This window comes from Microbacterium sp. NPDC058021, assembly GCF_042885955.1.
Lineage (GTDB): Bacteria > Actinomycetota > Actinomycetes > Actinomycetales > Microbacteriaceae > Microbacterium.
Genome location: NZ_JBHVRF010000007.1, coordinates 100,029 through 121,908 on the forward strand (window position 1 = coordinate 100,029; position 21,880 = coordinate 121,908).

The window sequence follows — 21,880 nt, forward strand, 5'->3', positions numbered from 1 at the left end:
GCCATGATCCCCGTCATCGACGGCCACAACGACCTCGCCTGGGCGCGCCGCGAGCACCACGGCTACGACACGACGGGGCTGCGCGGCTCGGTGCCCACGTTGCACACCGACCTGCCGCGGCTCGCCGCAGGTGGGGTGGCCGGACAGTTCTGGTCGGTGTGGGTGGATGCCGCGCTCACGGGCCCCGAGCAGGTCACAGCGACGCTGGAGCAGATCGACTTCGTGCACCGGTTCATCGGCGACCATCCCGACCGCCTGGCGTTCGCCCGCACCGCGCAGGACGTCCGCGACGCGATGGCAGCGGGGCGCATCGCCTCGCTCATCGGCGTCGAGGGCGGCGACCAGTTGGGCGGATCGCTCGCGGTGCTGCGCCAGTACGCCCGGCTCGGCGCCCGCTACCTCACCCTCACCTGGTCGCGGACGATCCCGTGGGCCGACTCGGCGACCGACGACGCGCGTCACGGCGGGCTGACCGAGTTCGGGCGCGACGTGGTGCGCGAGCTCAACCGCATCGGCATGCTCGTCGACCTCTCCCACGTGGCGCCGAGCACGATGCGCGATGCGCTGGAGGTCAGCATCCGGCCCGTCATCGTCAGCCACTCCGGGGCGCTGGCTCTCTGCGACCACCCCCGCAACGTGCCCGACGACGTGTTGGCGGCCATCGGCGCCGGCGGCGGGGTCGTCATGGTCGCCTTCGTCCCGTCCTTCGTGTCGCAGGCGCGGCGCGACTGGGTGCGGGCCGGCGAGCGGGGCCCTGCCCCGGCCGTCGGCATCGCCGACGTCGCCGACCACATCGAGCACATCCGCGGCATCGCCGGGGTGCATGCGGTGGGCCTCGGCGCCGACTACGACGGCACGGATGCCATGCCCGACGGCCTGCACGACGTCTCGACGTACCAGGACCTGCTGTCGGAGCTGCGCGGGCGAGGCTGGTCGCAGGCCGACCTCGAAGCCCTCGCGCACGGCAACGTGCTGCGTGTGCTGGAGGCCTCCGACGCCGACCACCTCGCCTTCCTCGCCGGGAAGGCCGCTCCCCCCTCGGCCGCGGCGCTGCGCCCCGCCGTCGACGTCGCCGCACGGGCGGCTGCGCAGCCTCGGGTGCTGGTCGTGCAGAACGCCGCCTCGTCGGGCGTGCGCCGGCTCGGCGGGTGGCTCGCCGACGAGGGCATCGCCGTCGAGGTGGTAGCCGGCGAGCAGGGTCTTCCGGAGACCCTCGCCGGATACGACGGACTCGTGATGCTCGGCGGCGGGCTCATGCCCGACGACGACGACCGCGCGCCGTGGCTCGCCGCGGAGCGGGAGCTGGCACAGCAGGCGATCTCGGCGGACCTCCCCACCCTCGGCATCTGCCTCGGCGGGCAGTTGCTCGCCCACGTCGCCGGTGGTGAGGTGCGCGCCTCGTTCGGACCGAAGGAACGGGGGGCGACCGGCATCACGACCTCGGCCGACGGCCGGGTCGACGCGGTCATCGGCGCGCTCGGCGACGGCGCCCCGATGATCGAGAACCACCAGGACATGATCACGGTGCTCCCGCCGGGGGCGGTGCTGCTCGCCTCGAGCGACGCCGTCGCGCTGCAGGCGTTCCGCCTCGGCCAGCGCGTGCGCGGGCTGCAGTTCCACCCCGAGGTGGGCGCCGACGACCTGCTGGGGTGGACCGAGCCCACCACACCCACCCCCGAGGACCGCCCGGTGGCGGAGCTGGTGGATGCCGCGCGCGCGGTCGACGCCCACAACACCCGGGTCAGCCGGGCACTGGCGGCCGGGTTCGCCGCCGAGGTGCGCGCGGCAGCCGCGGCGCGCACCGCCGCGGCAGCCGCCGACCGCGGCGCGGGGGTGCTGTCATGACCGGCGCGGCGGCCCTCGGCACCCGCCGCCCCGTGCCGCCCGCCGTCGCTCCCGCGGAGTGGACGACCCACGCCGAAGCGGCCCTCGCCGCACGGCTCGACGCCGCAGCGACGCGCCCGGCACCGGCGACGCTTGCCGCCATCACCCACCGCGGGCGCGTGCTCGCCGTCGCCGCGCACGGCGAACCCCGGCGCGACGGTGCGCCCACCGCGCGCGGCACCGTCTTCCGCATCGCGTCGATGTCGAAGAGCTTCCTCGCCGCCACCGCCCTGTCGCTGCGAGACGAAGGACTGCTCGACCTGCACGCGCCCGCCGCCGACTACGTGCCCGAGGTCGCCGCGGCCCACTTCGAAGGCACCCCCGTGAGGCTCACCCTCGATGCGCTGCTGTCGAACCGCAGCGGCCTCGGCGAGGACAACGCGTGGGGCGACGACCACCTGGGCGACTCCCGCGCGCAGCTGGGCGCCCTCGTGGCCGCCGGGCTCCCGCTGTCGGCGCCGCCGGGCACCGAGTACCAGTACTCCAACATCGGCCAGTCGCTCGTCGGCCGCGCGATCGAGGCAGTCACCGGGCGCCCCGTGGAGGAGGTCATCCGCGCGCGCATGCTCGACCCCCTCGGCCTCGCCGACACCCGCCCCTCGGCGGACGCCTACGCGCCGGGCACCGACCTGGCGAGCGGCTTCCGCACGTTCGACGGCGGCGCCACCTTCACCCCCGAGCCCTACGTCGGCTCCGGTGCGCTCGCCTGCATCGGGAGCCTGTTCAGCACGGTCGACGACATCGCGACCTGGATGCAGTTCCTCGGCTCCGCGTTCGGCGACGCCCCCGCGGCTGCCGGAGTGCTCGCCGCGGCATCCCGCCGTGAGATGCAGACCGCGCACACCCTCATGAACGTCACGACCGGCGAGCCCAACCTCGCCAGGGCCGGCCACGGGTTCGGGCTCGCCGGCGCCGGCTACGGGTACGGCCTCGTCGTGGAGCACGACCGTCGGTTCGGTCGCATCGTGCAGCACGCCGGCGGCCTTCCCGGGTTCTCGTCGCACATGCGCTGGCATCCGGCCACCGGCATCGGCGTCGTCGTCTTCGGCAACTCCGACGCATTCCGGGCGGGCGGGGTCGCCACCCCGCTCCTGGCGGACATGCTGGGCCGCGTGAACGCGCCCGCCGCGGTCGTGCGGCCCTGGCCCGAGACCCTCGCGGCGGCCCGGCGCATCGACGACCTGCTGGTGGCCGGACGCCCGCTGACGGATGCCGGCGACCTGCTCGCCGGCAACGTGCTGACCGACGTGCCGGCCGGCGTGCGTGCACAACGCATCGCCGCCGCGCACGCGGAGGTCGGCGCGGTGCGCACGGACATCGCCCCGTTCGAGGCCCGCGTCCTGACGGCGCCCGACGCCGCAGCCCTGCGCTGGATCGTGCCGTGCGAGCGCGGCGCGCTGGTATGCGACGTGCGCCTGGTGGGTCTTCCCGACCCGATCGTGCAGAGCGTGTCGATCGCGGTGGCCGATGCCACCGGGCGCAGACCCCGCGACGAGACGCCCGGGATCGCCGACCACCACGCGGTCGACCTCGACTGAGCTCAGTCGAGCGGGTCGAGCCCGTCGTCGTCGGCGGGCGTCGTGCCGGCGGCGGTGAGGGCCTGGTCGATCGTGGAGTGCACGAGCGTCGACAGGTAGCTGCCCGGGTTCTCGACGCCTGCCTGCGCCAGCAGCGCCGCCGCCTGCGTGACGATGGAGCGCGAGAACGCGGTGGCCGTCGCGATCGCCTCGGCGTACGCGGCGCGGTCCTCTTCGGCGATGACGACCGGCTCGCAGCCGAGTTCGACGGCGAGGGCCTGCGCGATCGGCAGCACGGCGGCGGGGGCGGCCACCGCGGCGTGCGCGTCGATGAGCTGGCGCACGTCGGTCGACGTGCCGGTGAAGGTGATCGCCGGATGCAGCGCGAGCGGGATCGCGCCCTTCGCCGCCGCCGGAGCGAGCACTCCGTACCCGTGGGCGGGGTCGGTGTGCAGCACGAGCTGCCCGGGCTGCCATGCGCCCACGTCGGCGAGACCGCGCACGAGGGCGGGCAGCTCGTCCGACGGCACCGCGATGATCACGAGTTCGCTGCGGCGGGCGATCTCGGTGGCATCCAGCACCGGCACACCCGGCAGGATCGCCTCGACGCGGTCGGGGTCGGATCCCGAGGTGATGCCGACGAGCGCGTGGCCCGCGCCGGCGAGGGCGGCGCCGATCACGGGCCCGACGCGCCCGGCGCCGATGACGCCGACGCCGAGACGGGCGCTGCGATTCACCGCGGGTCCTCGGGGATCACGGCATCCGGGGGCCGGGGCGTGCGAGGCGCGGCATCGGGGTCGGCGTGCCCGAGGCGCGCGGGCGGCTCTGCGACCGGGCTCTCGGACAGCGGCGGCACCGCCACGGGACGCTCCGCCTCCGGCGGGCTCACACGGCGCAGCAGCGCCGGCGGCTCGGGCGCGGCATCCTGCTCGTCCGCCCAGCGGTGCGAGCGGTCCGACGCGGCCGCGCGCACGGCGCCGGCGGCGACCGCCTCGAACACGCCGATCGCCTCGTCACGGTCGATGGCCGAGACGTTGGGGTACACCGGCCCCGCCACGATGCTGCCGCGCACGGCGGCGACCCTCAGCATCCGGTCGATCGGACCCTGGTGGATGCCGATGGACTGCAGCCGCGCGAGCGGGAGCACCGCGAGCTTGCGCCAGATCGCGCCGCGGCGCAGCAGCAGCAGGTCACCCGACAGCAGGAAGCCGTTGCGGCGCCACGACAGCAGCCGGATGATGCGTGCCCGCTTGGGGGTCGTGGTGAACGGGTCGTCGCCGGTGGGGCCGTCGACGCCCTGCCGCACGAGCGCGGGGCGATCGCCCTCGGCGAGTTCGGGAACGAGCAGGGCCAGCACGCGCTCGACATCGGCGTAGGTGCCGACGGGCAGCACAGTCGTGAACTGGTCGGTGGTCGTGTCCGAGGCGCTGCGTCCGGTGAGGCGGTTGATCTTGATCGTCCACCAGCCGAAGCCGCGCCAGAGGATCGACTGGCTCACCTCGATCGCGTGCACGCGGCCGGGCGGGACGATCTCGGTGATCGTCGTGAGCAGGCCGAACGTGATCCGCACGCCGTCGGGGGTCGGGGCGATGGAATACCGCAGCGATCGCATGATCTGACGCAGCCAGTAGGCACCGAATCCGATGACGGCGGGCACGAAGCCCAGCAGCAGCCACGGCAGCCCGGCGACGGCGCCGATGATGACCGCGACGACGCCCGCCAGCAGCGCCACGGTCGCGGGACTGATGATCTGCGAGGCCACGAGTCGGCCCGCCGGGATGTGGACCACCGACTCGGGCACGAGGTCGCTGCGGTCATCCCCCTCGATGATCCCCGAGATGCCGCGGCTGACGGTCTGCGACAGCGTCCCGCCCGCGCGGGCCGCCGCGGCTCCGCCCAGGCGCCGCCCGGAGGCCAGGCGCAGGATGTCGGCGCGCACGGCCTCGGCGTGGGTGGTGGAGAGGTACTCGAGCTTGACGTTGCCGTCGGTTCCCGCTCCGACCACCTCGAGCTTGGCCATGCCCAGCAGCCGCGCGATCATCGGGCGCGTGAGGTTGACGCCCTGCACGCGGTCCAGCGGCGCGCGCCGCTGCGTGCGGAACAGGATGCCGCTGCGCACCTCGACGTCGTCGCCGGTGATGCGGAAGGTGTGGAACCGCCACGACATGTAGAAGCCGGCGATGAGCAGCAGGATGACCCCGAGCACCACCAGCAGCGCGACGAACACCAGGTTGTTCGCGAGCACCCAGTCGATCGCCTCGGTCTCCCAGTCGCCGGACTCGGCGTCCTCCTCGCTCATCCCCGGCACGAACATGGCGATGAGCCGGTCGCGGAGGTTGGCGATGACGATGCCGACGATGACGATGAGCGCGAGCCCCCCGCGCAGCAGCGGGGTGAGGGGGTGGAGGCGATGCCATTCGCCGTCGCTCAGCGGCGAGCGCACGAGCGTCGGCGAGGGTGCTGTCACGGCGGTGGGCTCGGTCATGGCGTGGTCGGTCACAGGCCCGTGCGCCGGCTCTCGGCGACGGCGATGAGGTGATCGCGCAGCGCCTCGGCGGCCTGCTGCGAGAGCCCGGGGATCGTGACGCCGGTGGTCGCGGCGGCCGTGACGAACTTCAGCTGCGCGACCCCGAACCCGCGGTCGAGCGGCCCGTGGGTGATGTCGACCAGCTGCATGCGGCCGTAGGGCACGGCCACCATGCGCTGCCACAGGATGCCGCGGCGGAAGACCAGGTCGTCGGCGCGCAGCTGATATCCGATGGCGCGCACCTGGCGCGGCAGGATCGCGATGGTCCACACCAGGATGACGGCGAGGATGCCGCCCGGGATGTACACCCAGGTCTGGTCCAGCACGAGGCCGAGCACGAGGACTGCGGCGACGGTGAGGATCAGCATCGCGCCGTAGCTGGCCAGCTGCTCCCACAGGTACTTACGGGAGATCTGATGCCACACCCCGCCCTCGAGGGCGAGGCGGCCGGGGTTGCGGGGTTCGATCAGCCGGTCGTACGTGCCGTCGTCGAGCGTCGCGTCGATGCCGGGCGTGCCGACCGCCTCGACCTCGCCGGGGTCAGTGGTGGGAGGGAGTGGTGCCGGGCCCGGGGGCTGGGGGTTCGTCATCGTCGTCCTTCCGGATGGTGCACAGCTGCTCGGCGATCAGCCCTGCGGCGACGAGGATCGCCCCGCCGACGGCGGTCGCGAGGATCGTCCCCACCGAGCCTAGCGACGGTTCGACGGGTCGGGAGGCGATGAAGACGCCCAGCCCGACCCCGAAGCCGGCAACGGCGGCGCCCACGATGCTGGAGGCCTTCGCGAGCATCGCGATGCGCAGCGCCTGGAAGGGGTTGACGGGGCGCGCCATGTCGCCGGCGGTGCCGCGCGTCGCGCGCGCGATCGGCAGGGCGAGCACGATGAGGATCGCCCCGAGTGCCACCAACAGCACCGGCAGCATGATCGAGGGGGTGAAGGTGGCGCGGCCGCTCGCAGTGAGCGCCTGGTCGACGAGGTAGCCGGTCCCGAGCCCGAGCAGGGCGGCGACACCCAGGGTGGCGACTCCGGTGCGCTTCACGAGCGCTCCCCCCGAAGCCGCTGCAGCAGCTCCTCGACGCGGCCCTGGCCGGGCAGGACGGCGTCGGGGTCGACGGTCAGCCACGGGCCCAGCACGAAGTCGCGTTCCGCCGCGCGCGGATGCGGCAGCAGCAGCGCCGGGTCGGAACTGCGCACATCGCCGTACGCGATGAGGTCGAGATCGAGGGTGCGGTCGAGCCAGCGCACGGCATCCTTCCCGCGCGCGGGCCGGCCGTGCTCGGCCTCGATGGCGTGCAGGTAGCCCAGCAGCACGCTGGGCGCGAGCCGCGTGCGCACGAGGGCGACGGCGTTGAGGTAGCCCGGGGCCTGCGGGTCGGGCCCGTCGGCGGTGACGGCGACCGACTCGATCGGCGCCGAGGCGACGACCTCGGTCGTCAGCGGCAGGCGCGCGAGCTGCCGTATCGCCGACGCGATCGTCTCGGCCCGGTCACCGAGGTTCGCCCCCAGCGCCACGACGGCGACGTTCGGCTCCGCGGGCGGGGCCGATGCCTCGCCCGAGAACCCCTGCGCCAGCCGGCGGCTCACTGCGTGCGCCCGCGGGTGATGGTGACGGTGACGTCACCGAAGGGGACGGGGATGGGGGCGGCGGGCTTGTGCACGGTGACCCGCACACGCTCGACGAGGGCGTGGCCGAGCACGGCATCGGCGATGCGTGCCGCGAGCGTCTCGAGCAGGTCCACCGGGTCGCCGGCGAGGATCGCCGCGACCTGCTCCGCCAGCTCGCCGTAGTGCACGGTGTCCGTGACGTCGTCACTGCGGGCCGCGGCGGCCGTGGACAGGTACAGCACCACGTCGGCGACGAACTCCTGCCCCTCGCGGCGCTCGTCGGGGTACACGCCGTGATGGCCGTACGCACGGATGCCGGTGACGGCGATCTCGTCGAGGACGGTCACAGGGCGGCTCCTTCCTGCCAGGCGCGTGCCACACGCAGGGCGTCGCGGGTGGCGGTGACGTCGTGCACGCGCACCGCCCACACGCCTGCCTGCGCGGCCAGCACGCTGGTGACGGCGGTAGCGAGGTCGCGCCGCCGTTCGTCGATCTCGGCGGCGGCGGCCGTGGCATCCGTGTCGGCGCTGAGCGCGTCGAGGAGGAACCGCTTGCGGCTCGTGCCGACGAGCACTCGGGGGCCGAGGGCCACCAGTCGCGGCAGCTGCGACAGCACCCGCCAGTTCGCCTCGCCCCGCTTGCCGAAGCCGATGCCGGGGTCGAGCACGATGCGCTCGCGCGGGATGCCGGCGGCTTCGGCGGCGTCCAGGCGCGCGCCGAGCTCGGCGACGACCTCGGCGGTCACGTCGTCGTAGTCGGCGCGGGCGTACATGTCGGTGGCGTGGCCGCGCCAGTGGCCGATCGCGAGGTCCGCGGAGGTCTCGGCGACGGCGGCGAACATGTCGTCGTCGGCGAGCCCGCCCGAGACGTCGTTGACGAGCCGGGCACCGGCGGCGATCGCGGCGGTCGCGGTGGCGGCGTTCATCGTGTCGATGCTCACCGTCGCCCCGGCGGCGGCGAGGGCGGCCACGACCGGCAGCACGCGCTGCTGCTCGGCGGCCGGGTCGACGCGTTCGGAACCGGGACGGGTCGATTCGCCGCCGACGTCGATGAGGTCGGCACCCGCCGACAGCAGGCGGTGGCCGTGGGCGATGGCGGCATCCGCGTCGGCATAGCGTCCACCGTCGCTGAACGAATCGGGGGTGACGTTGACGATGCCCATGATCGCGGTCATCGGCGGGTCCCCGCCAGCAGCGCCATGACCTCGGTGCGCGCGGCCGGCTCCGCCATCTCGCCGCGGGCGGCCACCGTCACCGTCGAGGCGTCGGGCTGTCGGCCGCCGCGCATCGTGACGCACTGGTGGGTGGCATCCAGCACGACGAGCACGCCGCGGGCGTCGATGGCGCCCGCGATGGTGTCGGCCACCTGCTCACCCAGGCGCTCCTGCACCTGCGGGCGCGCGGCGAGGATGTCCACGACGCGCGGGAGGGCGCCGAGACCCACGACCTGCTCCCCCGGCAGGTACGCGATGTGCGCGTACCCGGCGAACGGCAGCAGGTGGTGCTCGCACGTCGAACGGAAGCGGATGTCGCGCAGCATGACCGCGCCCGAGGGCAGGGTGTCCGGCGCCGGGCCGCGCGAGACCGAGATGGTGCGGGCGAGCGGTTCTGCGGGGTCTGCTCCCACACCGGCGAAGAACTCGGCGTACGCCTCGGCGACGCGCTGCGGCGTCAGCCGCAGGCCCGGACGATCGGGATCCTCGCCGATCGCGACGAGCAGTTCCCGCACCAGGGAAGACACGCGTTCACGGTCGACGGACACGCTCCGAGCCTACGCGGTCGCGGGGCGCGCCTGCCCGGTGGGGCGGCGACGCGCGGACTTCTCCACGGCCTCGTCGGCCTCGACCGCCGCGGCGAGCCCGGCGTCCTCACGACGACGGGGCACCTCCACCGGCGGACGCGGCGACACCGGACGCTCGCTGCTGGAGAGCCACTGCGGACGCGGCGGCAGGTGCGTGATGTCCTTGAAGATCTCGGCCAGCTCGATGTGGTCGAGGGTCTCCTTCTCCAGCAGCTCCAGCGCGAGCTTGTCGAGGATGTCGCGGTTCGCGTTGATCACCTGGTAGGCCTCGTTGTGCGCCTGCTCGATGAGCGCGCGCACCTCCATGTCGACGCGCTCGGCGATGGATTCCGAGAAGTCGCGGCCGTGGCCCATGTCGCGGCCGAGGAACATCTCGCCCGAGGCGGCGCCGAGCTTGACGGGGCCGACCTCGGTGGTCATGCCGTACTCGGTGACCATCTTGCGGGCGATGCTGGTCGCCTTCTCGATGTCGTTGGAGGCACCGGTGGTGGGGTCGTGGAAGATGATCTCCTCCGCGACGCGACCGCCCATGGCATACGTCAGCTGGTCCTGCAGCTCGTTGCGGGTGACGGAGTACTTGTCATCCAGCGGCAGCACCATCGTGTAGCCCAGCGCCTTGCCGCGCGGCAGGATCGTGACCTTCGTCACGGGGTCGGTGTGGTTCATCGCCGCCGCCGCCAGGGCGTGCCCGCCCTCGTGGTAGGCGGTGATGAGCTTCTCCTTGTCCTTCATGACGCGGGTGCGCCGCTGCGGACCGGCGATGACGCGGTCGATCGCCTCGTCGAGCGCGCGCATGTCGATGAGCTGCGCGTTGGAGCGGGCGGTCAGCAGCGCCGCCTCGTTGAGCACGTTGGCAAGGTCGGCACCGGTGAAGCCGGGCGTCTTGCGCGCGACGACCTCGAGGTCGACGGAGTCGGCCAGGGGCTTGCCGCGGCCGTGCACCTCGAGGATCTTCAGGCGGCCCTTGAGGTCGGGGGCATCCACGCCGATCTGACGGTCGAAGCGGCCGGGGCGCAGCAGCGCCGGGTCGAGGATGTCGGGGCGGTTGGTGGCCGCGATGACGATGACGTTGGCCTTGGGGTCGAAGCCGTCCATCTCGACGAGCATCTGGTTGAGCGTCTGCTCGCGCTCGTCGTGACCGCCGCCCAGACCCGCGCCGCGGTGGCGACCCACGGCATCGATCTCGTCGATGAAGATGATGGCGGGGGCGTTCTCCTTGGCCTGATTGAACAGGTCGCGCACACGGCTCGCACCGACACCGACGAACATCTCCACGAAGTCCGAACCCGAGATCGAGTAGAACGGCACGCCCGCCTCACCGGCGACGGCGCGCGCGAGCAGGGTCTTGCCGGTTCCGGGAGGGCCGTACAGCAGCACGCCCTTCGGGATGCGGGCGCCCACGGCCTGGAAGCGGGCGGGGTCCTTGAGGAAGTCCTTGATCTCATGCAGCTCTTCGATCGCCTCGTCGGCCCCGGCGACGTCCTGGAACGTGACGGTGGGGGTCTCCTTGGTGACCAGCTTCGCGCGCGACTTGCCGAACTGCATGACCTTGCCGCCGCCGCCCTGGGCGGAGGACAGCAGGAACCAGAACAGCAGCCCCAGCAGCAGGATCGGGAGGAAGAGCGAGATGAACCCGTCGAACCAGGTGGCACGCGGCACGGCGTCGTTGAACCCGTCCTTGGGCTCTGCGGCATCGATCGCGTTGATGACCTCGTCCGCGCGGGCCTCGACGTAGTAGAACTGCACGTCGGTCGCGCCGTCGTGCGGCTCGGAGAGGGTCATGTCCACGCGCTGGTCACCGTCGGTGTTGAGCACCTCGGTCACGGTGCCGCCCTTGAGCAGCTCGAGACCCTCCTGGGTGGTGACCTGCTTGGCGCCGCCGAGACTGGAGATCAGCGAGAACCCGACGAGCAGCAGCACGCCGATCAGCAGGATATAGATCAGCGGATTGCGGGTGATCTTCTTGAAGTCCATGGTGCGGGGCCGGCGCCCGATCCCTTTCGTCGCAGAGCAGCCCGTACGCAGGACGGGCAACAGGGATTCAGGCTACCGCCCCGCTCTCCGGGTGATCTGTGCATTCGCCCAGGGCTGAATCGACGCGGCAGGACCCCATGCGAGGGGTCGCGCGGATGCCGGGAAGCGCCGCGGCTCAGGCGTAGACGTGCGGCGCCAGCACCGCGACGTCGCGCAGGTTGCGGTAGCGCTCGGCGTAGTCGAGGCCGTACCCGACGACGAATTCGTTCGGGATGTCGAAGCCGACGTAGCGGCAGTCGATCTTCACCTTGGCGGCCTCGGGCTTGCGCAGCAGCGCCAGCACCTCGATCGACTCCGCGCCGCGCGAGGCGAAGTTCTCCAGCAGCCAGCTGAGGGTGAGGCCGGAGTCGATGATGTCCTCGACGATGAGCACGTGCTTGCCGTGCAGGTCGGTGTCGAGGTCCTTGCGGATCTGCACGACACCGCTGGACTTCGTGCCGGCGCCGTACGAGGACACCGCCATCCAGTCCATCGTGACGTCGCTCTGCAGCGACCGGGCGAAGTCGGCCATGACCATGACCGCACCCTTGAGCACACCCACCAGCAGCAGATCCTTGCCGGCGTAGTCCGCGTCGACCTGGGCCGCGAGCTGGTCGAGCTTCTCCCGGATCTGCTCCTCGGTCACGAGGATGTCGGAGAGCTGGTCCGAGATATCGGCGGCGCGCATGCCTACGAGTCTAAGTTCCCTCGGGGCCGGCGGTGAACTCGATGAGCCCGCCACGGCGGCGGGCGTGGCATCCCGGCAGATCGATCGGCCCCTGACCCGACCAGTCGGTGACGAGCCGGGCGACTTCCCACGTCTGGGAGCGGGAGAGCGATGCGCCGAACTCGCTGGCCACCACGTGCCGGATGATGCGGTGACGCAGCGCTGCCGGATTGGCGGCGAGCGCGGCGACCGACACCGCGATGCCGGCTTCGGCGGGCTGCACGATGTCCTCGATGGTCTCGTCGATCATCTCGGCGAACGCCTCGGCGTCCTCTCGCAGCTGCTCGGCGGTGCGGGCGAGCGCCTCGGCGACACCGGGGCCGAGCTCGGTCTCGAGGACCGGCAGCACCCGCTCGCGCACGCGCACCCGGGCGAACCGGGTGTCGGTGTTGTGCGGGTCGTCCCAGGGCGTCAGGCCGGCGGCGGCGCAGGCCGCGCGCGCCGTGTCGCGGCGCACGGCGAGGAGCGGCCGCAGCCAGCGGACCCCGGTCGCCTCGTCGCGACGTGCGGGCGCCATGCCGGCCAGACTCGATGCCCCCGACCCGCGGGCGAGCCCGAGCAGCACGGTCTCGGCCTGGTCGTCGAGGGTGTGACCGAGCAGCACGGCGACGGTTCCGGGTGTGGCCTGTGCCGCCTCGGCGAGCGCGCGATACCGGGCGTCGCGGGCGGCGGCTTCGGGACCGCCGTCCCCGCCGACGGTGACGCGCACCACCGCCGCGTCGATGCCGAGCGCGGTGGCCGCTGCCGCGGCATCCGCCGCCGCTTCGGCCGAACCGGGCTGCAGGGCGTGGTCGACCGTGACGCTGCGCACGGCGAGCCCGAGCTTCGGGGCCTCGAACGCGGTCGCGGCGGCCAGGGCGAGCGAGTCCGCGCCGCCGGAGAGGGCCACGATCGCCGTGCCGGAGCCGGCGTACGGCTGCAGCGCGGTGCGCACGGCGCGGCGGATCTCGGCGATGGCGGGGCTGAGGGACGGCACGCGACCACGGTAGCCGCCCCGGGGAGGGGCCGGTGCTGCCCCGGAGCGCCGAGGGCGCCGCATGCCACCCTGCACAGCGTCGCCAATGCACCGCCCGCAGCCCCGGACCGGGGCTTTCTGGGCCCGCACCGCCCCGGATCAGCGACATTGTGCACAGGGATCGATCACCATCGCGACAGCCCGCGCGACTAGGCTGGTCGCCGCATCCCACCCCTGTCTTGAAGGAGCACCAGCATGGGCGCGTACGACGCCGTCATCGAGATCCCCCGCGGCAGCCGCGTGAAGTACGAAGTGGACCACGGCACCGGCCGTGTCTTCCTCGACCGCGTGCTGTTCACCCCCATGGGGTACCCGAGCAACTACGGGTTCTTCGAGAACACACTCGGCGAAGACGGCGACCCGCTGGACGTGCTGGTGCTGCTGGACCGCGACCTGTACCCGGGCGTCATGGCGAAGGTCCGCCCCGTCGGCGTGCTGAAGATGAGCGACGAGGCCGGCGGCGACGACAAGGTCGTGGCCGTGCTCGCGAAGGACCCGCGCTGGGCTCACGTCCAGGACGTTTCCGACCTCGACGAGTGGACGAAGGGCGAGATCAACCACTTCTTCGAGCACTACAAGGATCTGGAGCCCGGCAAGTGGGTCAAGGTCGACGAGTGGGCGGATGCCGCAGAGGCCGAGCGCCTGGTGACCGAGGCATTCGCACGCTTCGAGGAGCACGAGGGCGAGACCCGCACGCAGGGTGAGGGCGAGGCGCCCAAGACCGTCTGACGACGGAGAGTGTCACGAGGGGCGGGTGCTGCGGCGTCCGCCCTTCGTCGTTGCTAAACCGAGACGCCGCGGTTGCGCAGGTAGGGGGCGGGGTCGATGCGCACGCCGCCCGAGTAGACCTCGAAATGCAGGTGGCAGCCCTGCGAGACACCGGTGCTGCCGGCGTAGGCGATGACCTGTCCGGCACCGACGTTCTGGCCGACGCCCACGGCGAAGCCACCGTTGCGGATGTGCGCGTACCCGGTGACGATGCCGCCGCCGTGGTCGATCTTGATGTAGTTGCCCCAGCCGCCGTAGCTGAACTGGGCGTAGATCACGCGTCCCGCTGCCGCGGCGTAGATCTGCGCCCCGCAGCCGTTGGCGAAGTCGATGCCGCGGTGACCGCTGCCGCTGCAGCCGTTGTCGCCGCAGATGCTGTCACGTCCGCCGAACCACGAGCTGATCCAGCCACCGTGCGGCCGCACCCATCCCTGACCGCCGCCGGAGCCGCCGCCGGGGGCTCCGCCACCGCCACCTCCGCCGCCACCACCGCCACCGCCGGCGTTGGCGGCCTCTTCACGAGCCTTGCGCTCGGCCTCTTCGCGGGCGATGCGCTCACGCTCGAGGCGGGCGAGGCGTTCGGCTTCGACGCCGGCCTGGTAGCCGGCGACCGTCTGCGCGGTGGTGTCCTTCAGCGCGGCGAGCTGCGCCTGCAGGGTGCCGAGGTGCTCAGTCTGCGCGGCGAGGGCCGCCTGCGCGGCTTCGGCGGCAGCCTGGGCCTCGGCCATCTTGCGCTCCGCCTCCTGCTGCAGGCGGTCGCGCTCGTTGCGGGCGACGGATGCCTGGTCGCTGAGGCTCTGCGCGTTGTCACGCGCGCTGACGGCATCGGTGTAGACGGCCTGGTTGGCGGCGAGGAGCTTGTCCATCGTGCCGAGGCGGGCGAGCAGGTCGTCGGCGGAGGCCGCAGAGCCCGAGAAGAACAGTTCGAGCGACGTGTCGTCGCCGCCGTTGCGGTACAGCTGCGCGGCGACCTGACCGGCCTTCTGAGCGGCCTCCGTCGCCCGTGCCGCTTCGGCATCGGCCTGCGCCTGCAACGACAGCGCGCGGTCGACGGCGGCTTCGAAAGCCTCCTGCGCGGCCTGGTACTCCAGGCCCAGGCGCTCGGCCTCGGCCTGTTTGTAGGCGACGTCGGCGGTGAGGTCGGAGATGAGCTTCTCGATGCGGGCGACTTCGGCGTTCTTGGCCGCTTCGTTCTGCTTGGCCCGCTGCACGTCGTCCCACGAGGGGTAGCCGGCGGCGAAAGCGGCCGGTACGAAGGGGGCGGCGAGGGCACCTGCGGCGATCAGGCCGAACGCGCCGACGGTCAGTGCCCCGCGGCGGGTGATTCCGCTGGAGAAAGCGCGCTGTTCCGCCTCGGTGGGGGCACAGCCGCAATCCTCCGGGGTTTCCTCAGACCGGAAACGCACGCGGTACCTCATCTCTTCGCCGATTCGGGGGGAACGAAGACAGCATTCACAGTAGCAACATCAGCCCCACACGCAACGGTAGAGGCCGGATTTCCCGTACCGACCGGCGGTTCCGCCCTCGCCCATGGTGCCCGCGACGCGCGCGGGATGCGGGAGGACGCGCCCTCGATTGGCGTTTTGCCCCAGCAATGCTTATGCTTGGTCGTCGGTAAGCATGAGCACCGGGTTCGTCCCAACGGGCTCACCCGGCCCCATCGTTTAGCGGCCTAGGACGCCGCCCTTTCACGGCGGTAGCACGGGTTCGAATCCCGTTGGGGTCACACCTACAATTGAATATGCATGGCCCTGTAGCGCAGTTGGTTAGCGTGCCGCCCTGTCACGGCGGAGGTCGCGGGTTCAAGTCCCGTCAGGGTCGCTCCAGAGCGACGGGCCCTTTTTCGGAAGGGCCTTTCGTCTCGGACGCGGCAGTCATCGCACGGCCGCGCGGCTCTGTAGCTCAGTTGGTAGAGCGCACGACTGAAAATCGTGAGGTCACGGGATCGACGCCCGTCGGAGCCACACGGGTGACCGTTACAGTCACCCTAGAAACCCTCGCCTAGCTTCTACATGGCGGGGGTTTCGCCTTTCCCGGCAGGCTTCCTCCGCCGCCCAGACGCTCGCGCGAGAACTCAGCCGCGCAGTCCGCACAAACCCCGCACCTTCAAAATGAGGTCGCTCAGGGTGCGGTCCAGCACACCGGCGGCCTTCGTCGATCCCCTCGGGTGTTCATGTAGACGTCCTGGGTCATGCTGGGGTGGACGAGATTGTCGGCGATCTCGGTCGCGGAGAGGCCTTCGCGGCCCAGGATGGTGGCGACTGTCTTGCGAAACGCGTGCGTCGACAGACCGGGGTAGCCCAACTCGTCACGGCGTTCTCGAATCTCCCGTTGCTAGTTCGCACGTCACTCTCGCCACATGGCGAGGTCGCCGACCAATCGGACATGAGTCGACCTGTTTCCGATGAGCGGTAACGTGGGCGCGAGACGAGTTCTGGGCGCGGCATCTTCCCTGAGGCGGAGGACATTTGCACGCCATACCAAACGTTTCTGCTCTAAAGTTCGGTAAAGTGACCCCATGGCAACGGAAACCGGCAGTTCGCCTTCCTGGCCGGCGGTCGGCTACGAAGAGCGGCCCTGGCAGCGCTCCGGCGATGAGGTCGCCTCGCGCCGCGCGCTGCTGCAGGCCCGCGGCCCGTACCGTGCGGCGGTGCCGCCGCAGATCGCCGAGCTGGTGGTCGCCCTCGACAGTGAGCTGACCGCGGCCGCCGATGACGCGAGCGCGGAGCTTGCCCGCTTCGACGCCGAGGCGGGATTCATCGCCGCGCCGTTCGCGTCGATCCTCCTCCGCACTGAATCAGCATCCAGCTCGGAGGTGGAGAACCTCACCTCGAGCGCGAAGCAGGTCGCCCTCGCCGAGATCGGAGCGTCCAGTTCCGGCAAGGCGAACCTCGTCGTCGCGAACGTCCGCGCGATGAACGCCGCCCTGGCGCTGGCGGACCGGCTTGAGGAGGAGTCGATCCTCGCAATGCATGACGCCCTGCTGCGCGAGAGCGCCCCGCACTTCGTCGGCGGGTGGCGTGACCAGCAGGTGTGGATCGGGGGCGGAGCGATCTCTCCCCACGCGGCGTCCTTCGTCCCGCCGCACCACGAGCGCGTGCCCGAGCTGATGGGCGACCTGGTCGCCTTCACCGAGCGCACCGACATCCCCGTGCTCATCCAGGCGGCCCTCGCTCACGCGCAGTTCGAGACGATCCACCCGTTCCCCGACGGCAACGGCAGAACCGGCCGTGCGTTGCTGCAGGGGATACTCCGCCACGGCGGGCTCACCCGCAACGTCACCGTCCCCGTCTCCGCAGGACTCCTCGCCGACCTCGATGGCTACTTCGCCGCCCTGTCGGCCTACCGTGATGGCGATCTCCGACCCATCGTCGACACCGTCGTGCACGCCTCGTTCAGCGCTGTACACAACGGCCGCGCCCTCGTCGACGACATCCAGACCGCGGCTGCGCGGTGGGACGAGCTCGTGACCGCTCGGAGTCACTCGTCGGTGCATCGCGTCAAGGAGTACCTGCTGCGTCAGCCGGTCGTGAACGCGAAGACCGTCGCCGAGGCTGTCGGAGTGAGTGACGTCGCCGCGCAGAACGCCATAGACCGCCTCGTCGACGCCGGCGTGCTGGTCAAGGTCTCTTCCGGTCGCCGCAACCGCATCTGGGCGGCGCCCGACATCCTCGAGGCGCTCGACGCCTTCGGCGCTCGAGCACGCCGCGGCCGACTCGGCTGATCTATCGTCCGAAACGTACGTGGCAGGCGCTCCCCCGATCGCGCCTATCGCGGCCGCCGCACGGGGACTGTGCGCCCGACCGCGTTGAGCGCCCGAACATCGCCCCGACGCTGACGGCGAGCATCGCCGTCAAGGTGTAGATCACGAGCGTGTCATCCCCGCGCGTCGCTATGAGTGCTGACTGTCGGTCTCGTGGGACGGCGAGATGATCGCCTCCGGCGTCAGGTCCCGGATGCGGCGGATCCGGCCGACCGCCCACGCCGCGACGATGAAACCCGCAAGACCCAGCGCGACGCCGAGAAAGGACCCCGCGCCGGTCCTGCTGTCGGGCAGCGCCACGACCAGCAGCACGGCCCCACCGAGGAACTCAGCAACGGCGAGCACGAAGGCGAGGACAGCCGGGGCGTAGCGCACGCGCCCACTCTGCCCGACGAGCGCGGGATGCGCACGCGTCACCCTCGACGCGCCGCGTGGAGACGAGCGCGAGCCCAGCACGCAGGGTGGGCCCACCGGGACAGCTCGCCACCACATCCCCGCAGGTCCAAGCGCACGATCCACTTCCCCTAGGCTCGCGTCATAGGCGCCGCTGGGGGCGCATCAAGGGGAGCGACGATGGCGATGGCTGGCCACGGATCAAGCGGACGGCGGACGAGCAGTCGACGGCGCCGGGCCGCAGCAGTGGCGGCGATCGCGGCGGCAGTCGTGGTCGCGGGTGGTGTGGCCGTCGCGACGGGGTTGATCCCGAGCCTCACGGCATCCAGTAACCCACCCCCGACCGCCCCTCCCACCACCGCGACCCCCACGCCGACTCCGACGCCGCTGACCGCGGCGGAACAGCTGCTCGCGACGACGACCGACCCCAACGCGTGCGCGGTCTCCTTCGACCTCGACGGCACCCCACTCGACCCGGTGCTGGTCGCCGAGGGCCGGCTCTACGGTGGCCTGCCCATCCCCCGCCGCGACGGCGCGGTGTTCGCCGGCTGGTACGCGACGGCGGCGGATGCCGCGGGCTACGCGACGCCGACGCGGATCAACGGCGCGGATCTCGCCACCTGCACCGACCGGCAGCAGACGGTCTACGGAGCGTGGAAGACCGCCGACGAGGTCGCGGCCGAACAAACGGCCGTCCCGATCCTGATGTACCACCAGTTCACGACCAAACCCGAGGGCGAAGACGACTGGCTGCGGCTGAACTACGCCTACATCGGCGACTTCGAGGCGCACATGGATCACATCGCCGCCGGCGGGTTCTACCTGCCGACGTGGGATGAGCTCAGCGCCTTCATCGACGGCGCGCTGTTCCTGCCTGACCGCTCGGTGATCATCACCGACGACGATGCCCACCACACCTGGCTGGAGCTGGCCACCCCGATCGTCGCGGCCAAGGGGCTGCTCGCGACGTCGTTCGTCATCACCGAGTTCCGCTCCGAGCCGTCACCGAACCCGTTCGTGCTGCAGCGCTCCCACACGCATGCCATGCACGAGGCGGGCTCGAACGGCGAGGGACGCATCGTCAACTGGTCGCCTGCCGAGATCGCTGCCGACATGGAGACGTCTGCGCAGATCCTCGGCGCGAAGGAGGTCGTGGCGTACCCCTTCGGCCATTACAACGACACCGCCAAGGAAGGCCTGCGCCAGGCGGGCTTCGAGCTGGCCCGCACGATCGAGCAGGGCTACGTGCGCCCGGGCGCCGACAAGCTCGCGCTCCCCTGCATCCGCATCAACTACGGGATGACGGTGGACGATCTCGTTCAGCTGATCGGCTGACGGCCTGATCGGCTAATCGGCGGATCGCTCCGCCGGCCCGACGACCCGCGGCGCCGAGATCTCCTGCAGCGCCGCGATGGCGGCATCCGCCCTCTCCCCGCCGACCACCGCTCGCCACCTCTCATAGAGCGAGTCGAACCCGCGGGCGCCGATGGCGATGGCGTCGTGGCCCCGTTCGGTGACGACGAGGCGCTTGCGGCGCGCGTCGCCGGGATCCGGCGTGCGCACGACGTAGCCCAGCGCCTCGAGGGCCGCGATCGTCTTGGCGGCCGCCTGCCGCGTGACGCCGAGCGCCCTGGCGAGCCCGGCAGCGTCGGCGGCACCGCCGTCGATCGCCTGCATGGCGAACTCGTGAGTGACGCTGAGGCCGCCGTGTCCCGCCCGAACGAGATCCGCGTGGACGGCGTCGACCATCGCATCGAAGGAGCGGTACAGCAGCTGGGCGAAGCGGGCACCGGTCATCTCGTCCACGCGTCGACGTTATCGCGGCGCAGGAACATTGACAACCCGGTTGTCGTTACCTACATTGACAACCACGTTGCCTATCCATGAAAGCGAGATCCGCCATGAACCCCACCGTCGCGCCGCGAGGCGCATCGATCCCCGAGGTCGAGCACCACACCGCCGAGGTCAACGGCACCACGTTGCACTATGTGTCTGCCGGGGATGCTGGCGCACCAGCCGTCCTGCTCCTGCACGGCTTCCCGGAATCCTGGTGGGCCTTCCACAAGCTCATCCCGCTCCTGTCGTCACGCCTGCGCGTCTTCGCCGTGGATCTGCGCGGCTTCGGCGACTCCGCCGTCGCCGAGGAGGATTTCACCAGCGCCACGGCGGCGGATGACGTGCACGCCCTGATCGACACCCTCGGCGTCGGTCCCGTACACGTGGTCGGGCAGGACATCGCCGGCGGCACCCTGTACCGGCTGGCGACCGACCACCGGCACAACGTGCGGAGCATCACCGCGGTGGAGATGGGGCTCGCGGGTTTCGGCCTCGAAGCCTTCGGCGACATCACGCACGGCGGCTCCTGGCATATCGGCGCGCTCGCGGCACCGGGAATCGCCCGCATGCTCTTCACCGGTCGTGAACGCGAACTCCTCGAGACGTGGGCGTTCCCCTCGATGACGGCCGTGACGGGATCGATCGGCGCCGCGGACGTCGAGGAGTTCACCCGTGGGTACTCGCGCGAGGGCGGGTGGAACGGCGCGGTGGGCCTGTACCGGTCGATGCTCGCCGAGGGCGAGGACTTCCGCTCCCGCAGCGCAACACCCCTGAAGGTCCCCGCACTCGCCATCGGAGGATTCGGCGGACGCTTCACCGCGACGACGCTCGAGCAGGTCGTCGCGGGGCCGGTCACGCACGTCGAGCTCGAGGGGGTCGGCCACTATGTCGCCCTCGAGGCTCCGGAGCGCATGGCCGCCGCGATTCTGGAGTTCGTCACCGGGCTCGATGCTTAGAAAGCACCGCCGCCGCCCTGGGGGGAGGGCGACGGCGGTGGATCACAGGGCCTGCGTCAGGCGTCGAAGACGATCATCGGCTTGCCGATGGCACCCGCGGCGAACTCGCGGTACGCGCGGCCCGCCTCATCGAGGGGGTAGCGCGTGCTGATGAGCGCGTCGAGGTCCACACGGTTGTCGACCATGAAGCGGGCGATCTCGATCTGCTCGGCCTTCGTGAACGTCCACGAGCCGTAGATCGTGAGCACCTTGCGGATCACCTCGCCCCGGATGTCGATGCGGCTCGGCGCCCCGTTGCCGATGTAGCTGCAGCGCCCGAAGTACGCGAGCACTTCGAGGGCCTGCTGACGCGCGACCTCCGCACCGGAGGTCTCGAGGGATGCCGACGCGCCGCGGCCCCCGGTGACCTCCGCGATCGCGGCGACGACGTCCGTCTCCATCGGGTTGATCGTCACGTCGGCGCCGAGGTCACGGGCGAAATCGAGCCGCTCGGCGGAGATGTCGACCGCGATCACGCGCGCACCCATCGCCTTCGCGCTCACGACGCCGCTGACCCCGACCGGGCCCTGCCCGAAGACGGCGACGGTGTCCCGCCCCGAGATGTCCATCTTCTTCAGGCCGTTCCACGCCGTTCCGGTGCCGCACGCGATCGCCGCGCCGGCCTCGAACGACAGCTCCTCCGGGAGGTGCACGAGCGTACGCGCCGGCACGGTGACGTACTCGGCGTGGCCACCGTGGGCCCCCGTGCCGTACGTCACGCGGTCGTTCGGGCACGCCTGCTCGAATCCCATCGAGCAGACCTCGCAGAAACCGCACCCGGCGTAGTGGTGCACCATGACCCGGTCGCCCACGCGCAGCCCCGGCGGCACGCCGGGTCCGAGCTCGACGACCTCGCCCGCCGGCTCGTGACCGGGGATGATGCCCTTGCTGCCCGCCGCATCGCGGAACCGTGGCAGGTCGCTGCCGCAGATGCCCGACGCACGCACCCGCACGACGGCCTCGCCGGCGCCGGCCTGCGGGTCCGGGAAGTCCCGTACCTCCACCGACTCCTCGCCGGTGAACACCAGACCCTTCATC

At 71.7% G+C, this 21,880-nt stretch carries 21 protein-coding genes and 3 tRNA genes; 9 read left to right on the forward strand and 15 right to left on the reverse strand.

The annotated features are described in order from the left end of the window. The first annotated feature begins 3 nt into the window (after positions 1 to 3). Positions 4 to 1,845 carry a membrane dipeptidase gene (locus ACFVR6_RS15205; protein WP_386964539.1) on the forward strand — a complete coding sequence of 614 codons (1,842 nt, stop codon included), beginning with the start codon at positions 4 to 6 and terminating at the stop codon, positions 1,843 to 1,845. After that, positions 1,842 to 3,422, forward strand: a complete 1,581-nt coding sequence (locus ACFVR6_RS15210; RefSeq protein WP_386964541.1) for a serine hydrolase domain-containing protein — start codon at positions 1,842 to 1,844, stop codon at positions 3,420 to 3,422. Before ACFVR6_RS15205 ends, ACFVR6_RS15210 begins: the two co-directional genes overlap by 4 nt. Positions 3,423 to 3,424: 2 nt before the next feature. Here ACFVR6_RS15210 and ACFVR6_RS15215 read toward each other — a convergent pair whose 3' ends face one another. From ACFVR6_RS15215 to tilS, 11 genes are all read right to left on the reverse strand, one after another. Beyond that, positions 3,425 to 4,138 (reverse strand): DUF2520 domain-containing protein, encoded by a 714-nt coding sequence (locus tag ACFVR6_RS15215; RefSeq protein ID WP_386964543.1) that lies wholly within the window; start codon positions 4,136 to 4,138, stop codon positions 3,425 to 3,427. Then, complete coding sequence (locus tag ACFVR6_RS15220) at positions 4,135 to 5,886, reverse strand: PH domain-containing protein (RefSeq protein WP_386964545.1); 1,752 nt, start codon at positions 5,884 to 5,886, stop codon at positions 4,135 to 4,137. Before ACFVR6_RS15220 ends, ACFVR6_RS15215 begins: the two co-directional genes overlap by 4 nt. Before the next feature lie 11 nt (positions 5,887 to 5,897). Continuing rightward, positions 5,898 to 6,518 (reverse strand): PH domain-containing protein, encoded by a 621-nt coding sequence (locus tag ACFVR6_RS15225; protein ID WP_386964548.1) that lies wholly within the window; start codon positions 6,516 to 6,518, stop codon positions 5,898 to 5,900. Beyond that, positions 6,469 to 6,966 carry a DUF3180 domain-containing protein gene (locus tag ACFVR6_RS15230; protein ID WP_386964550.1) on the reverse strand — a complete coding sequence of 166 codons (498 nt, stop codon included), beginning with the start codon at positions 6,964 to 6,966 and terminating at the stop codon, positions 6,469 to 6,471. The genes ACFVR6_RS15225 and ACFVR6_RS15230 overlap by 50 nt, the downstream gene beginning before the upstream one ends. Next, the gene (gene folK, locus ACFVR6_RS15235; protein WP_386964552.1) at positions 6,963 to 7,511 is read right to left on the reverse strand and encodes a 2-amino-4-hydroxy-6-hydroxymethyldihydropteridine diphosphokinase; all 549 of its coding nucleotides are present in this window, start codon (positions 7,509 to 7,511) and stop codon (positions 6,963 to 6,965) included. Before folK ends, ACFVR6_RS15230 begins: the two co-directional genes overlap by 4 nt. Next, on the reverse strand, positions 7,508 to 7,879 hold the full coding sequence (gene folB / locus ACFVR6_RS15240) for a dihydroneopterin aldolase (RefSeq protein ID WP_386964554.1): 372 nt from the start codon (positions 7,877 to 7,879) through the stop codon (positions 7,508 to 7,510). Before folB ends, folK begins: the two co-directional genes overlap by 4 nt. Beyond that, a complete protein-coding gene (gene folP / locus ACFVR6_RS15245) occupies positions 7,876 to 8,706 on the reverse strand; it encodes a dihydropteroate synthase (protein ID WP_386964556.1) in 831 nt (276 codons plus the stop codon). Before folP ends, folB begins: the two co-directional genes overlap by 4 nt. After that, on the reverse strand, positions 8,703 to 9,293 hold the full coding sequence (gene folE / locus ACFVR6_RS15250) for a GTP cyclohydrolase I (RefSeq protein ID WP_386964558.1): 591 nt from the start codon (positions 9,291 to 9,293) through the stop codon (positions 8,703 to 8,705). The genes folP and folE overlap by 4 nt, the downstream gene beginning before the upstream one ends. 9 nt (positions 9,294 to 9,302) lie before the next feature. Further along, positions 9,303 to 11,306 carry an ATP-dependent zinc metalloprotease FtsH gene (gene ftsH / locus ACFVR6_RS15255; protein WP_386964560.1) on the reverse strand — a complete coding sequence of 668 codons (2,004 nt, stop codon included), beginning with the start codon at positions 11,304 to 11,306 and terminating at the stop codon, positions 9,303 to 9,305. A 175-nt stretch (positions 11,307 to 11,481) separates the two neighbouring features. After that, on the reverse strand, positions 11,482 to 12,033 hold the full coding sequence (gene hpt, locus ACFVR6_RS15260; RefSeq protein WP_386964562.1) for a hypoxanthine phosphoribosyltransferase: 552 nt from the start codon (positions 12,031 to 12,033) through the stop codon (positions 11,482 to 11,484). A 10-nt stretch (positions 12,034 to 12,043) separates the two neighbouring features. Next, complete coding sequence (tilS, locus tag ACFVR6_RS15265; RefSeq protein WP_386964564.1) at positions 12,044 to 13,048, reverse strand: tRNA lysidine(34) synthetase TilS; 1,005 nt, start codon at positions 13,046 to 13,048, stop codon at positions 12,044 to 12,046. Positions 13,049 to 13,282: 234 nt separating this feature from the next. On the opposite strand from tilS, the gene ppa reads away from it, so the two are divergent. Further along, a complete protein-coding gene (gene ppa / locus ACFVR6_RS15270; protein WP_386964567.1) occupies positions 13,283 to 13,816 on the forward strand; it encodes an inorganic diphosphatase in 534 nt (177 codons plus the stop codon). 53 nt (positions 13,817 to 13,869) lie between these two features. On the opposite strand, the gene ACFVR6_RS15275 is transcribed toward ppa, so the two are convergent. Continuing rightward, entirely contained in the window at positions 13,870 to 15,273 is a 1,404-nt protein-coding gene (locus tag ACFVR6_RS15275) for a M23 family metallopeptidase (RefSeq protein WP_386964569.1), read from the reverse strand. A 235-nt stretch (positions 15,274 to 15,508) separates the two neighbouring features. Here ACFVR6_RS15275 and ACFVR6_RS15280 point away from each other — a divergent pair. From ACFVR6_RS15280 to ACFVR6_RS15295, 4 genes are all read left to right on the forward strand, one after another. Next, positions 15,509 to 15,581: transfer RNA gene (locus tag ACFVR6_RS15280), tRNA-Glu, on the forward strand. Positions 15,582 to 15,602: 21 nt separating this feature from the next. Next, positions 15,603 to 15,676 (forward strand) — tRNA-Asp (locus tag ACFVR6_RS15285). Between the two features lie 70 nt (positions 15,677 to 15,746). Next, a tRNA-Phe gene (locus ACFVR6_RS15290) sits at positions 15,747 to 15,819 on the forward strand. 554 nt (positions 15,820 to 16,373) lie between these two features. Then, positions 16,374 to 17,579 (forward strand): Fic family protein, encoded by a 1,206-nt coding sequence (locus tag ACFVR6_RS15295; protein WP_386964571.1) that lies wholly within the window; start codon positions 16,374 to 16,376, stop codon positions 17,577 to 17,579. 168 nt (positions 17,580 to 17,747) lie between these two features. Here the strand turns inward: ACFVR6_RS15295 and ACFVR6_RS15300 are convergent, their stop codons facing one another. Further along, positions 17,748 to 17,993, reverse strand: a complete 246-nt coding sequence (locus ACFVR6_RS15300) for a hypothetical protein (protein WP_386964573.1) — start codon at positions 17,991 to 17,993, stop codon at positions 17,748 to 17,750. A 264-nt stretch (positions 17,994 to 18,257) separates the two neighbouring features. Between ACFVR6_RS15300 and ACFVR6_RS15305 the strand changes: the two genes are divergently transcribed. Beyond that, on the forward strand, positions 18,258 to 19,346 hold the full coding sequence (locus tag ACFVR6_RS15305) for a polysaccharide deacetylase family protein (RefSeq protein WP_386964575.1): 1,089 nt from the start codon (positions 18,258 to 18,260) through the stop codon (positions 19,344 to 19,346). 12 nt (positions 19,347 to 19,358) lie between these two features. Here ACFVR6_RS15305 and ACFVR6_RS15310 read toward each other — a convergent pair whose 3' ends face one another. After that, complete coding sequence (locus ACFVR6_RS15310; protein WP_386964731.1) at positions 19,359 to 19,808, reverse strand: MarR family winged helix-turn-helix transcriptional regulator; 450 nt, start codon at positions 19,806 to 19,808, stop codon at positions 19,359 to 19,361. Positions 19,809 to 19,894: 86 nt separating this feature from the next. On the opposite strand from ACFVR6_RS15310, the gene ACFVR6_RS15315 reads away from it, so the two are divergent. Beyond that, positions 19,895 to 20,803 (forward strand): alpha/beta fold hydrolase, encoded by a 909-nt coding sequence (locus tag ACFVR6_RS15315; RefSeq protein ID WP_386964577.1) that lies wholly within the window; start codon positions 19,895 to 19,897, stop codon positions 20,801 to 20,803. A gap of 56 nt (positions 20,804 to 20,859) precedes the next feature. Here ACFVR6_RS15315 and ACFVR6_RS15320 read toward each other — a convergent pair whose 3' ends face one another. After that, the gene (locus tag ACFVR6_RS15320) at positions 20,860 to 21,879 is read right to left on the reverse strand and encodes a zinc-dependent alcohol dehydrogenase family protein (protein WP_386964579.1); all 1,020 of its coding nucleotides are present in this window, start codon (positions 21,877 to 21,879) and stop codon (positions 20,860 to 20,862) included. Position 21,880: the final 1 nt, after the last annotated feature.